Origin of the sequence: Pseudomonas fontis (assembly GCF_028656955.1) — a bacterium.
Lineage (GTDB): Bacteria > Pseudomonadota > Gammaproteobacteria > Pseudomonadales > Pseudomonadaceae > Aquipseudomonas > Aquipseudomonas fontis.
Window position 1 is genome coordinate 1 of sequence record NZ_JAMDGY010000012.1, and the last position, 13,405, is coordinate 13,405.

Annotated in this window: 9 protein-coding genes and 2 pseudogenes; 7 read left to right on the forward strand and 4 right to left on the reverse strand. The window is 63.3% G+C overall.

Translation table 11 applies throughout. The features are described 5' to 3' along the window. The first annotated feature begins 412 nt into the window (after nt 1-412). From pip to M5G11_RS04140, 7 genes are all read left to right on the forward strand, one after another. Nucleotides 413-1,384 carry a prolyl aminopeptidase gene (gene pip, locus M5G11_RS04110; RefSeq protein WP_273912482.1) on the forward strand — a complete coding sequence of 324 codons (972 nt, stop codon included), beginning with the start codon at nt 413-415 and terminating at the stop codon, nt 1,382-1,384. Beyond that, nucleotides 1,381-1,818 carry a D-aminoacyl-tRNA deacylase gene (gene dtd, locus M5G11_RS04115; RefSeq protein WP_273912481.1) on the forward strand — a complete coding sequence of 146 codons (438 nt, stop codon included), beginning with the start codon at nt 1,381-1,383 and terminating at the stop codon, nt 1,816-1,818. Before pip ends, dtd begins: the two co-directional genes overlap by 4 nt. 264 nt (nt 1,819-2,082) lie before the next feature. Beyond that, on the forward strand, nt 2,083-3,807 hold the full coding sequence (locus tag M5G11_RS04120) for a glucan biosynthesis protein G (protein ID WP_273912480.1): 1,725 nt from the start codon (nt 2,083-2,085) through the stop codon (nt 3,805-3,807). After that, nucleotides 3,800-6,373: a glucans biosynthesis glucosyltransferase MdoH gene (mdoH, locus tag M5G11_RS04125; protein ID WP_273912479.1), complete on the forward strand. Its 2,574-nt coding sequence runs from the start codon at nt 3,800-3,802 to the stop codon at nt 6,371-6,373. Before M5G11_RS04120 ends, mdoH begins: the two co-directional genes overlap by 8 nt. Before the next feature lie 250 nt (nt 6,374-6,623). Next, complete coding sequence (locus M5G11_RS04130; protein WP_273912485.1) at nt 6,624-7,421, forward strand: transporter substrate-binding domain-containing protein; 798 nt, start codon at nt 6,624-6,626, stop codon at nt 7,419-7,421. Nucleotides 7,422-7,501: 80 nt separating this feature from the next. Then, entirely contained in the window at nt 7,502-8,464 is a 963-nt protein-coding gene (locus tag M5G11_RS04135) for an amino acid ABC transporter permease (protein ID WP_273912478.1), read from the forward strand. Then, the gene (locus tag M5G11_RS04140; RefSeq protein WP_273912484.1) at nt 8,457-9,191 is read left to right on the forward strand and encodes an amino acid ABC transporter ATP-binding protein; all 735 of its coding nucleotides are present in this window, start codon (nt 8,457-8,459) and stop codon (nt 9,189-9,191) included. The genes M5G11_RS04135 and M5G11_RS04140 overlap by 8 nt, the downstream gene beginning before the upstream one ends. A gap of 82 nt (nt 9,192-9,273) precedes the next feature. Here M5G11_RS04140 and M5G11_RS27495 read toward each other — a convergent pair whose 3' ends face one another. The 4 genes and pseudogenes from M5G11_RS27495 to M5G11_RS27510 form a co-directional block, all read right to left on the reverse strand. Then, nucleotides 9,274-10,146, reverse strand: a complete 873-nt coding sequence (locus M5G11_RS27495) for a methyl-accepting chemotaxis protein (protein WP_420793882.1) — start codon at nt 10,144-10,146, stop codon at nt 9,274-9,276. Beyond that, a pseudogene (locus tag M5G11_RS27500) lies at nt 10,129-11,574 on the reverse strand (methyl-accepting chemotaxis protein); the annotation flags it as partial. The gene M5G11_RS27495 and the pseudogene M5G11_RS27500, both read right to left, overlap by 18 nt. After that, nucleotides 11,456-12,319 (reverse strand): methyl-accepting chemotaxis protein, encoded by an 864-nt coding sequence (locus M5G11_RS27505; protein ID WP_420793883.1) that lies wholly within the window; start codon nt 12,317-12,319, stop codon nt 11,456-11,458. The gene M5G11_RS27505 and the pseudogene M5G11_RS27500, both read right to left, overlap by 119 nt. Next, nucleotides 12,311-13,372, reverse strand: a pseudogene (locus M5G11_RS27510) (methyl-accepting chemotaxis protein); the annotation flags it as partial. The gene M5G11_RS27505 and the pseudogene M5G11_RS27510, both read right to left, overlap by 9 nt. Between the last annotated feature and the right edge of the window lie 33 nt (nt 13,373-13,405).

The following is a 13,405-nucleotide window of genomic DNA, read 5'->3' on the forward strand; positions in this document are numbered from 1 at the left end:
ATCAGAGACCAAGTGATCGGAGCGTGTCGCGATTCTGTGGGAGCCGGCCTTCGGGCGATGGGGCCCTAAAGTCGTGGCCAGTAAATAGCAGGTTTATTGGGGCTGTTTCACAGCCCGTCGCTGGCAAGGCCAGCTCCCACAGGTATTGGCGGTGTCGCGGATTCTGTGGGAGCCGGCCTTGCCGGCGATGGGGCCCTAAAGTCGTGGCCAGCAAATAGCAGGTTTATTGGGGCTGTTTCACAGCCCGTCGCTGGCAAGGCCAGCTCCCACAGGTATTGGCGGTGTCGCGGATTCTGTGGGAGCCGGCCTTGCCGGCGATGTGGCCCTAAGTCTCGACACAGGTACATGCTCAAAAGCGCAATTCAGGTTTATGATGCCCAACGGCAGAATAATTCCCCACACGGAGTGCGTAATGCAGACCTTGTACCCGCAGATCAAACCTTACGCCCGGCACGATCTCGCCGTGGAAGCACCGCATGTGCTGTATGTCGATGAAAGCGGCTCGCCGCAAGGTCTGCCGGTGGTGTTCATTCACGGTGGCCCCGGTGCCGGCTGCGACGCGCAAAGCCGCTGCTACTTCGACCCCAACCTCTACCGCATCATCACCTTCGATCAACGCGGCTGCGGGCGTTCCACCCCCCACGCCAGCCTGGAAAACAACTCCACCTGGCACCTGGTCGAGGACATGGAGCGCATCCGTGAACACCTGGGCATCGACAAATGGGTGCTGTTCGGCGGCTCCTGGGGCTCGACCCTGGCCCTGGCCTACGCCCAGACCCACCCCGAGCGTGTACACGGGCTGATCCTGCGCGGCATCTTCCTGTGCCGCCCGCAAGAGATCGACTGGTTCTACCAGGCCGGCGCCAGCCGCCTGTTCCCCGACTACTGGCAGGACTACATCGCGCCCATCCCGGCCGATGAGCGCGGCAACCTGGTCGAGGCCTTCCACAAGCGCCTCACCGGCAACGACCAGATCGCCCAGATGCACGCCGCCAAAGCCTGGTCCACCTGGGAAGGCCGCACCGCCACGCTGCGCCCCAACCCGCTGGTGGTCGACCGCTTCTCCGAACCGCAGCGCGCCCTGTCGATTGCCCGCATCGAATGCCACTACTTCATGAACAACGCCTTCCTCGAGAAGGACCAGTTGATCCGCGACATGGCCAAGATCGCCCACCTGCCCGCCGTCATCGTGCACGGCCGCTACGACGTGATCTGCCCGCTGGACAACGCCTGGGAACTGCACCAGGCCTGGCCGAACAGTGAACTGAAGGTCATTCGCGACGCCGGCCACGCCGCGTCCGAACCGGGCATCACCGATGCCCTGGTACGCGCCGCCGACCAGATGGCCCGGCGCCTGCTCGACCTGCCACTGGAAGAAGCATGAAGGGTCTGCTGCAACGCGTGCGCGGTGCGCGGGTCGATGTAGCAGGGCAAACCGTCGGCGCGATTGACCAGGGCCTGCTGGTGCTGGTCGCCGTCGAGCCCGGCGACACCCCGGCCCACGCCGACAAGCTGTTGCACAAGCTGCTCAACTACCGGGTGTTCAGCGACCCCCAGGGCAAGATGAACCTGTCGCTCACCGACATCGGCGGCGGCCTGCTGCTGGTGTCGCAGTTCACCCTGGCCGCCGACACCCAAAGCGGCCTGCGCCCAAGCTTCTCCAGCGCAGCGCCACCGGCGCTCGGGGCCGAGTTGTTCGACTACCTGCTGGCCCAGGCCCAGGCAAAACACCCGACCGTCGCCAGCGGCCAATTTGGTGCAGACATGCAGGTGCATTTGGTCAATGATGGCCCCGTAACATTTATGTTACAAATCTGAGGTCAAAAAACCCCTGTTTGCACGAAAACAAGCTGATTTGTACGATAAATAGTTTGTTCGGCCTGATGCGTTGTAACGCGGCCTGCTGGATAATCGCGCGCTATGTGGGCCGGCGTTCGTTTGGCCTGTTTCACCCTGACTTGAGTAGTGAACGGAACCGTTTGGGGAATCATTTCGCCCCTTCGGAGTCCGAACAGTGCTCGCCAACCCGGCATTCGTCGCTGGCCGTTGGTTCTTTGATCTGATTTTCGGCGAGGGTTGCTCGTGATTGTAAGTCCCTGTAATGCACCAAGAATGCCCGCCAGTCGGCTGCGCAAGGCTCTGTTGGCAGGTTCGGCACTGGTGTGCCTGCTCAGCGCCGGCCAGCTCTGGGCGTTCAACCTTGACGATGTAGCCGCCAAGGCGAAGGATCTTGCCGGGCAGAAGTACGAAGCGCCGAAGAGCAACCTGCCAGCGGTGTTCCGTGACATGAAGTACGCGGACTACCAGAAAATCCGCTTCCTGCCGGAAAAAGCCGAATGGGCCAATGACAAGACCCCGTTCAAGCTGTCCTTCTATCACCAGGGCATGCACTTCGACACCCCGGTGAAAATCAACGAGATCACCGCGACCACCGTCGAGGAGATCAAGTACGACCCGAGCCGCTTCGATTTCGGCGACGTACAGTTCGACCCTAAAGCCACCGAGAAGCTCGGCTACGCCGGTTTCCGCGTGCTCTACCCGATCAACAAGGCCGACAAGCAAGACGAGATCATGACCCTGCTGGGCGCGAGCTACTTCCGCGTCGTCGGCAAGGGCCACGTCTATGGCCTGTCTGCCCGTGGCCTGGCCATCGACACCGCGCTGCCGTCCGGCGAAGAATTCCCGCGCTTCACCGAGTTCTGGGTCGAGCGCCCAAAGGCCAACGACAAGCACCTGGTGATCTACGCGCTGCTCGACTCGCCGCGTTCCACTGGCGCCTACCGCCTGACCCTGCGTCCGGGCAGCGACACCATTGTCGACGTCAAGTCGCGGGTGTACCTGCGTGACCACGTCAGCCGCCTGGGCATCGCCCCGCTGACCAGCATGTTCCTGTTCGGTGGCAACCAGCCGTCCAAGGTGCCGAACTACCGTCCGGCCCTGCACGACTCCGAAGGCCTGTCGATCCACGCCGGCAATGGCGAGTGGCTGTGGCGCCCGCTGAACAACCCGAAACACCTGGCCGTGAGCAACTTCAGCGTCGAGAACCCGCGTGGTTTCGGCCTGCTGCAGCGCAACCGCGCCTTCAGCTACTACGAAGACCTCGACGACAACTACCAAAAGCGTCCAAGCACCTGGATCGAGCCTAAAGGCGACTGGGGCAAAGGCACCGTCGACCTGGTCGAGATCCCGACTGCCGACGAAACCAACGACAACATCGTGGCCTTCTGGAGCCCGGAAAAACTGCCTGAGCCAGGCGTACCGTTCGAGTACGACTATCGCCTGCACTGGACCATCGACGAGTCGGCCTTCCACTCGCCGGACCTGGGCTGGGTCAAGCAGACCCTGCGCTCCACCGGTGACGTGAAGCAGTCCAACCTGATCCGTCAGCCAGACGGCAGCGTGGCCTTCCTGATCGATTTCGAAGGCCCGGTCCTGGCCAAGCTGCCAGAAGAAACGGCCGTACGCAGCCAGGTCAGCCTGGGCGACAACGCCGAGCTGGTTGAGAACAACCTGCGCTACAACCCGGAAATCAAAGGCTGGCGCCTGACCCTGCGGTTCAAGGTCAAAGACCAGAGCAAAGCCGTGGAAATGCGCGCTGCGCTGGTACGTGACGTACCGGTCGAGCCGGCCAAGCAGGAAAAAACCGAGAAATCGGCTAAACAGGACAAGGCAGCCACCAAGCACGCCAAGCAGGAAAAACCTGCCGAGCAGCCTGCCGCCGAAGCGGCACCCACCACCGGGGCACCGGCCACTACCGAACAGGTATTGACCGAGACCTGGAGCTACCAGTTGCCTGCCGATGAGTAACTCTTCAGAACGGCCAGAATCGCTCAGCGAGTACCTGGCCCATCTACCCCTGAGCGATGAGCAGCGCGCGGATCTCGCCAGCTGCACCTCGTTCAGCGAGTTGCACCAGCGTTTGTCTGCACAACCGCTGGCCGCCGACGCCGAACCCGCCCAGGGTTCGGTCGGCAGCCGGCTGACCCTGGACAGCGCCGCCGACCTGGAAGAGGCCGAAATGCTCGGCCTCGACGAGGCCGGCCGCGTCTGCCTCAAGGCCACCCCGCCGATCCGGCGTACCCGGGTGATCCCGGAGCCATGGCGGACCAACATCCTGGTTCGCGGCTGGCGCCGCCTGACCGGCCGCAAGAACGCGCCGCCACCGGAAAAACGCGAGCTGCCCAAGGCACGCTGGCGCTGGGTCGGTTCGATGCGCCGCTATATCCTGTTGGCCCTGATGGTCGGTCAGACCATCGTCGCCGGCTGGTACATGAAGGGCATCCTGCCGTACCAGGGCTGGTCGTTCGTCGACCTCGACGAAGTCCTGCACCAGCCGTTCCTGCAAACCGCGACGCAGGTCTGGCCGTATGCGCTGCAGACCAGCATCCTGATTCTGTTCGGCATTCTGTTCTGCTGGGTTTCGGCCGGCTTCTGGACCGCCCTGATGGGCTTCCTGGAGCTGCTGACCGGGCGCGACAAGTACAAGATCTCCGGTAGCAGTGCCGGCAATGAGCCGATTGAAGCCGGTGCGCGCACCGCGATCGTCATGCCGATCTGCAACGAAGACGTGCCACGGGTATTTGCCGGCTTGCGCGCGACCTTCGAATCGGTGGCCGCCACGGGTGACCTCGACCGTTTCGACTTCTTCGTGCTCAGCGACACCAACGACACCGACATCGCCGTGGCCGAGCAACAGGCCTGGCTGGAAGTCTGCCGTGAAGCCAAGGGCTTCGGGCGGATCTTCTACCGTCGCCGTCGTCGTCGGGTGAAGCGCAAGAGCGGCAACCTCGACGACTTCTGCCGTCGCTGGGGCGGCGATTACCGCTACATGGTCGTGCTCGATGCCGACAGCGTGATGAGCGGTGACTGCCTGACCAGCCTGGTGCGCCTGATGGAGGCCAACCCGGACGCCGGCATCATCCAGACCGCGCCGAGAGCCTCGGGCATGGACACCCTGTATGCGCGCATGCAGCAGTTCGCTACCCGCGTCTACGGCCCGTTGTTCACTGCCGGCCTGCACTTCTGGCAGTTGGGTGAATCGCACTATTGGGGCCACAACGCGATCATCCGCATGAAGCCGTTCATCGAGCACTGCGCCTTGGCGCCGTTGCCCGGTAAAGGCGCCTTCGCCGGTGCGATCCTCTCCCACGACTTCGTCGAAGCTGCGCTGATGCGCCGTGCCGGCTGGGGCGTGTGGATTGCCTATGACCTGCCGGGCAGCTATGAAGAACTGCCGCCGAACCTGCTGGATGAGCTCAAGCGCGACCGGCGCTGGTGCCACGGCAACCTGATGAACTTCCGCCTGTTCCTGGTCAAAGGCATGCACCCGGTGCACCGCGCGGTGTTCCTCACCGGCGTGATGTCGTACCTGTCGGCGCCGCTGTGGTTCTTCTTCCTGGTGCTGTCGACGGCCTTGCTGGCGACCAACACGCTGATGGAGCCGCAGTACTTCCTCGAACCGCGTCAGCTCTACCCGCTGTGGCCACAATGGCACCCGGAGAAGGCCATCGCGCTGTTCTCCACGACCATCGTGCTGCTGTTCCTGCCTAAACTGCTCAGCATCATCCTGATCTGGGCCAAGGGCGCGAAAGAGTTTGGCGGGCGTTTCAAGGTGACCCTGTCGATGCTGCTGGAGATGCTTTTCTCCATGCTGCTGGCGCCGGTGCGGATGATCTTCCACACCCGTTTCGTGCTGGCCGCGTTCCTCGGCTGGGCGGCGACCTGGAACTCGCCACAACGTGACGACGACTCCACGCCGTGGAGTGAAGCGGTACGTCGCCATGGTCCGCAAACCCTGTTGGGCTTGTGCTGGGCGCTGCTGGTGGCGTGGTTGAACCCAAGCTTCCTGTGGTGGCTGGTGCCGATCGTGGGTTCGCTGATGTTGTCGATCCCGGTGTCGGTGATTTCCAGCCGCACCAACCTCGGCCTGCGTGCCAAGGATGACAGCCTGTTCCTGATTCCTGAGGAATACGCGACGCCCAAGGAGCTGCTGGCAACCGATCAGTACACCCACGAGTTCCGCTGGCATGCACTGCACGACGGTTTCGTGCGGGCCGTGGTTGATCCGCAGCAGAACGCCCTGGCGTGTGCCCTGGCGACAGCGCGTCACGGCGTGGCTGCACCGATCGAGGCACTGCGTGCCGAGCGTATCGCCAAGGCGCTGGAAGTCGGGCCGCAGGGCCTGGATGGCAACACGCGCCTGGCGTTGCTGAGCGATCCGGTTGCCCTGAGCCGCCTGCATGGCAAGATCTGGGCTGAGCAGAATGTCGCGTGGCTGGAGGTCTGGCGTCAGTCGAAAGCCAACGACCCGCATGCGCCACTGTTGCCGCTGCACCCGGAGCATGAGGCACAGCCTTTGATGGCTGGCGCCTGATCTTCAGATCGCGGTGAAACAATCGCCGGCAATGCCGGCTCCCACAAAGGTCTTGTGTACAACAGACCCTGTGGGAGCCGGCCTTGCCGGCGATGCCGTTTCTGCTGCGAATTAAGTAACAAAGTCGTCACGGACTCTAGGGTCCACGCCCTTCATGCGTTAGCATCCCTCCCCGAATACAGTGCAGGTCCTACAGGCCTTTCGCACAACAATAAAATTCGAAGCTTATTTGCTAGGGGACTTGGTGATGATGAAGAAGTACCTGTCGATGCTGATGGTCGGCGTTGCTGCACTGGCCAGCGTGGCCACTGCCCAGGCTGGCGCCATTGATGACGCGGTCAAGCGTGGCACCTTGCGGGTAGGCATGGACCCTACCTACATGCCGTTCCAGATGACCAACAAGCGCGGCGAAATCATCGGCTTCGAAGTCGATCTCCTCAAGGCCATGGCCAAGTCCATGGGCGTCAAGCTGGAGACGGTCTCCACCGCTTACGACGGCATCATCCCGGCCCTGCTCACCGACAAGTTCGACATGATCGGCTCCGGCATGACCCTGACCCAGGAACGCAACCTGCGCCTGAACTTCAGCGAACCCTTCATCGTGGTCGGCCAGACCCTGCTGATCCGCAAGGAGCTGGCAGACAAGGTCAAGTCCTACAAAGACCTCAACAGCGCTGAGTACAGCATCACCTCCAAGCTCGGCACCACCGGCGAGATGGTCGCCAAGAAGCTGATCAGCAAAGCCAAGTACCACGGCTACGACAACGAGCAGGAAGCGGTGATGGACGTGGTCAACGGCAAGGCCGACGCCTTCGTCTACGACGCCCCGTACAACGTGGTGGCGGTGAACAAGGCCGGCGCCGGCAAGCTGCTGTTCCTCGAGGAACCCTTCACCTACGAGCCACTGGCGTTCGGCCTGAAGAAGGGCGACTACGACAGCATCAACTTCATCAACAACTTCCTGCACCAGATCAAGCACGACGGCACCTACGATCGCATCCACGACAAGTGGTTCAAGAAGACCGACTGGTTGAAGGAAATGGAATAAGGCCCTCGGCACCACGCCAGGCTTGAAACCTGACGCGCAGGCTGGCCCTGCGCGTTCGCTTTTACGGAAGTCCCCCCAACGTGATCAAACACAAGAAAGCCCTATGGCCCTGGCACGGGCTGACTGCCCTGGTGCTGGTCGGCCTGGCGATAAGCCTGTATTTCGCCACCTCGATGATCGACTACGAGTGGCGCTGGAACCGGGTGCCGCAATATTTCGCCTACCAGGCTGAAGAGCCGCAGCGTGCGGCCGCCTACGGCACAGTCGAAAGCGTCGTCGAGCAAGGCGACATGGCCCGCGTCACCCTGCGTGACGAGGCCGGTGATGAGCAGGTGCTGAACGTCGAGCGCAGCAGCCTGCACCTGTCCAAGGGTGACGATGTCGCCGAAGGCGACCAGGTCGGCGTGACCCACCATTGGGCTGCCGGGCCGCTGGCCTGGGGCTTGTGGACGACGATCTGGATCTCGGTTGCCTCGGGGGTGCTGGGCCTGCTGATCGGCCTGTTCGCCGGCCTGTGCCGGTTGTCGAGCAACCCGACCCTGCGTGACCTGTCCACGGTCTACGTCGAGCTGGTGCGCGGTACGCCGCTGCTGGTGCAGATCTTCATCTTCTACTTCTTCATCGGCACCGTGCTCAACCTGTCGCGTGAATTCGCCGGGGTTGCGGCGCTGGCGTTGTTCACCGGCGCCTACGTGGCCGAGATCGTGCGCGCCGGGGTGCAATCGATTGCCAAGGGCCAAGGCGAGGCGGCGCGTTCGCTGGGCCTGAGCGCTGGCCAGTCGATGCGCCACGTGGTCTTGCCGCAGGCGTTCAAGCGCGTGCTGCCGCCGCTGGCCGGGCAGTTCATCAGCCTGGTCAAGGACACCTCGCTGGTTTCGGTGATTGCCATTACCGAGCTGACCAAGAGTGGCCGCGAGGCGATCACCACGTCGTTCTCGACCTTTGAAATCTGGTTCTGCGTTGCCGGGTTGTACCTGGTGATCAACCTGCCGCTGTCGCATTTCGCCAGCCGGCTTGAGCGGAGGCTTGCGCAAAGTGATTGAAGTCCGTGATCTGGTAAAAGTCTTCGACACCCGTGGCCAGGTGGTACGGGCGGTGGATAACGTCAGCACCAACGTGGCCAAGGGTGAAGTGTTGGTGGTGCTCGGGCCTTCGGGCTCGGGCAAGTCGACCTTCCTGCGCTGCCTGAACGGCCTGGAGTCGTTCGATGAAGGCACCGTGGCGATCAATGGCTTGCAACTGGCCGACCCGAAGACCGATGTGAACGCCTACCGGCGTGAAGTCGGCATGGTGTTCCAGCATTTCAACCTGTTCCCGCACATGACCGTGCTGGAGAACCTGTGCCTGGCGCAGAAGGTCGTGCGCAAGCGTGGCAAGGCCGAGCGTGAAGCCAAGGCTCGGGCGTTGCTGGAGAAGGTCGGTATTGCGCAGAAGGCCAACGAGTACCCGTCGCGCTTGTCCGGTGGGCAGCAGCAGCGCGTGGCGATTGCCCGGGCGCTGGCAATGGACCCGAAGGTGATGCTGTTCGATGAGCCGACGTCGGCGCTGGACCCGGAGATGGTCGGCGAGGTGCTCGACGTGATGAAGACCCTGGCGAAGGAAGGCATGACCATGGTCTGCGTGACCCACGAGATGGGCTTTGCTCGTGAGGTGGCGCACCGGGTGTTGTTCTTCGACCATGGCAAGTTGCTGGAAGACTCGCCACCGCAGGCGTTCTTTACCTCGCCGAAGGACCCGCGTGCGCAGGCGTTCCTGCGCCAGGTGCTCTGACGCCATCGCCGGCAACGCCGGCTCCCACGGGAATAGCGTCACCTCAAACCCTGTGGGAGCCGGCCTTGCCGGCGATAGGGCCCTACAGGCTGAACCGCCCCACCAGCGTCTGCAACTGCCCCCCCAACCGCGCCAACTCCACGCTGGACGCCGCCGTCTGATTGCTCGCCGTCGCCGTCTGGTCCGAGATGTCGCGCACATTCATCACATTGCGGTTGATCTCCTCCGCCACCGAACTCTGCTCTTCACTCGCCGTGGCAATCTGCTGGTTCATGGCCTGGATCGCCGACACCGTCTCCGTGATCTGCCCCAGCGCCACCCCGGCCTGCCGGCTCAGGTCAACGCTGTCGGTGCTCAACAGCTGGCTGCTCTCCAGCAACTTCACCACCTGCGCCGTGCCGCCATGCAAGCTGCTGATCAGTTCCTCGATTTCCTCGGTGGACTGCTGGGTACGCTGGGCCAGCCCGCGCACCTCATCGGCCACCACGGCAAAGCCGCGCCCGGCTTCCCCAGCCCGCGCCGCCTCGATGGCGGCATTCAGCGCGAGCAGGTTGGTCTGCTCTGATACCGACTTGATCACGTCGAGAATGCTGCCGATGCGCCCGCTCTCCTGGGCTAGTTGATGCATCGCCTGCATCGAGCTTTGCACCTGCCCGGACAACTGCTCGATCTGCATGATCGCCGCCGTCACCACCTGGTCCCCTTCACGCGCCTGGGTGTCTGCGGTGGTGGCCGCCTCCGAGGCCAGCTCGGCATTGCGTGCCACTTCCAGCACGGTCGCGGCCATCTGGTTCATCGCCGTGGCCACCTGGTCGGTTTCATCCCTTTGGTTGCTGAGCACGGTCTGGGTCTGCTCGGCCACCGCCGACAGCTGGCCGACTGCGCTATTGAGTTGCGTGGCGCCCTGGCCGATGCCGCCAATCAGCTCGCGCAAGCTCAAGGTCATCTCGCGCATGCTCTGCTGCAGCTCACCCAGCTCGTCGCGCCGCGTCACCTTGAACTCGCTGCGCAGGTCGCCCTGGGCGATGCTGCGGGCCATGTCCAGGGTCTCCTTGAGCGGCACGGTGATCTGCCGGGTGATCAGCCAGGCCGCTAACATGCCGATCACCAGCGCCAGCACCGCGAGGCTGGCAATCAGCGAACGCGCCGCCTGGGCCTGGCGATCACGTTTTTCGATCTGGTGATCATTGAGGGTGCGGCTGGTGTCGCGCAGCTGGTTGCCGATCAGCTCAAGTGCGTCCTGTTGCTGCTCCACGTCGATGGCGCTGTTGCGGTACTGCTCCAGGCGCTCGCGGTAGTCTTTCAGGGTATCGATTATGGCCAGTTGCTCGGCTTTGTGCGTAGTGCCCAGGCTCAGGGCCAGCGGCTTGAGCGTCAGCTCGGCGGCGGCCAGCGAGGGCGTGCCGACGCGCTGGTAGTCGTCCAAAGGGGTATAGGTGTAGGCGGGCGTTTCCACCTGCTGGGTGGCCACATCGACGTAGTGGTCCAGCGATGACATCAAGCCCAGTGCGCGGCTTTGCTGCTCGCTATTGAGGCCGTCGTCGGTGCTGCGCACCATGCTCGCTTCCAGGGTCTCCAGGGCGGTGCCGAAGCGCTTGTGCTCGTCGCGCAAGGTGCCCAGGCGTTGCTTGCGCAGCGCCATGGCCTGCTGCAAGCGCTCGAAGCCGCTGGTGAACAGGCCCACCTTCTGCCGATTGCTATCGATGACCTCAAGGTCGGCGGCCACCTTGAAGTTCTGCTGCATCGTTTGCAGCAGCGCGTCCAGGCGGGCCAGCGCCCGTTGCGCGTCATTGCGGCTTTCATCGTCGCCCAGCACCCGGTAGGTGATGCGCTCGGCGCGCAGTTCGTTGGCGATTTCGTTGAGCAGGGCGATATCCGAGAGCCGCTCGGAACTGATGATCGAGTCGTTCAGCGCACGCCAGCCACCCAGCGTGCTGGCCAGGGTGAGCAGCAGCACGATGGCGAAGCCGAGGGTAAGTTTGAGCCTGACACTGATATTGCCAAGCATGCGCGACAAGGGTCCGAACACGGCGGTTCTCCTACGGGGTGAGGACTGTAGCGCCAGGACGATACCCGGCGCGCCATGAGTCCCATCGGCCGCAGCGTGCAAAGCTGGACCTCTAACTGTCGTAGGAAAAGTCAGTCGAAATTGCGGGAAAAATCGTTGAAATTGCTTAGATCTGACAGAAGCCGCTGACCTCAAATTCGCTATTGCAGCGTGAGGCCAGCGGTGTCGCGGTGCGTGGGTTAAACGCGCTGTTTGCCTACAGCGAGAATTTACCGACCAGGGTCTGCAAATGCGTCCCCAGGCGCGCCAGCTCGACGCTGGAGGCGGCGGTTTCTTCACTGGCGGCGCTGGTCTGGTCGGACACGTCGCGCACATTCATCACGCTGCGGTTGATCTCTTCAGCCACCGCGCTCTGCTGCTCGGCGGCGGCCGCGATCTGCTGGTTCATCGCCTGGATCGACGACACGGTGCGGGTGATGGTCTCAAGCGAAGTGCCTGCGCGACGGGTCAGCTCGACGCTGCTGCCGGTCAGGCTGCGACTGTTGTCCATGACGTTGGCGACCTGCTGGGTGCCGTTCTGCAGGCCGGCGATCAGCTCTTCGATTTCCTCGGTGGACTGCTGGGTGCGCTGGGCCAGGCTGCGCACTTCGTCGGCCACTACGGCAAAGCCGCGCCCGGCTTCACCGGCACGTGCGGCCTCGATGGCGGCGTTGAGTGCGAGCAGGTTGGTTTGCTGGGCCACCGACTTGATCACGTCGAGCACGCTGCCAATTTTCTCGCTTTCGGACTTGAGCTGGTTCATGGCACCGCTGGAGTGCTCGACCTCGGCGGCCAGGCGCTCGATCTGGGCAATCGCTTCGGCCACCACGCGGTCACCTTCGCGGGCCTGCTGGTCGGCCATCACGGCGGCTTCCGAAGCTTCCTCGGCGCTACGCGCGACTTCCTGCACGGTGGCGGCCATTTCGTTCATGGCGGTGGCGACCTGGTCGGTCTCGACCTTTTGATTGTTGACCCCGGCACTGGTCTGCTCGGTAACGGCAGACAGCTCCTCGGCCGCACTGGCGATCTGCGTGACGCCGTCACCGATGCCACTGATCAGCTCGCGCAGGCTCACGGTCATGCGCTGCACGTTGCGTTGCAGCTGGCCCATTTCGTCGCGGCGTTCGGTGTTGAGGTTCTGGCGCAGGTCGCCGCTGGCGATACGGTCGACCGCGCTCAGGGTCTGGCGCAGTGGAATGACGATCTGCCGGGTAATCGCCCAGGCGGCAATCATGCCGAACAGCAGGGCCAGGCCGGTGGCCAGCGCGAGCATGGACTTGGCGTGGGCGGACTCCTCGTCACGCATCACGGTTTGTGCCAGGGTCAGTTGCTCGCTAAGGTCCAGCAGGGTAGTGCCGTGTACCGTCATGCTTTGCAGGGCACGCTCGCTGGCGGCCTGGGCGTCGGCGAAGGCATTGACCGCGCTGCGATAACCGCCCACGGCAGCCCAGGCGTCACCCAGGCTGGCGGCATGTTCCTCGGGCACTTTGCCTGGCAGGGCCTTGAGCATTCCCAGCGCCCGGTCGATGGCGGTGAGGGCGTCCTGCTGGAACTCGGCCTTGCCGCTGTAGGTGTAGCCGCGCACCTGGAAGCGCGCCTGCTGCAACAGCTTGCTGACATCCACGGCACTGTCGAAGGTGTTGATATCGCCGGCTTGCAGCAGTTGGTCTTCGACCTTGCTGATCAGCGCAACGGCTTTGTCGGCGGTGTTGCCGAGGTTTTCGCGGGCGGTTTCACGGGCCTGGGCCGCTTGCTTGAGGTCGGCAAAGGCACGCTGGTAGGCACGTACGGCATCGATTTGCTGTTGCAGGCGCTGGCTTTCGTTACCCACGCCAATGCGTTTTTGCACCACCAGCAGTTGCTGGTCCAGGGTGTTCAGGGCCTTCTCGACCTTGTCGGCAGAGGCGCTGTCACGGGTGCGCTCGTATTCCTGGCGGGCGATGCGCAAGTCCTGGGTGGTCTGGTGCGCCTGGGAGATCTCACCCAGGGTGTCGCCCCGGTTGATGATCCCATCCAGGCCTTGCCAACCGGTCAGGGTAATGACCAGGGTCAGCAGGAGGACCAGGCTGAAGCCGATGCCGAGTTTGAGGTTGACGCTCACATTACCCAGGTGCTGGGCTAACCAACGGTACATGGTGGGACTCCATAGCGATCGGCAGAGGCAGGA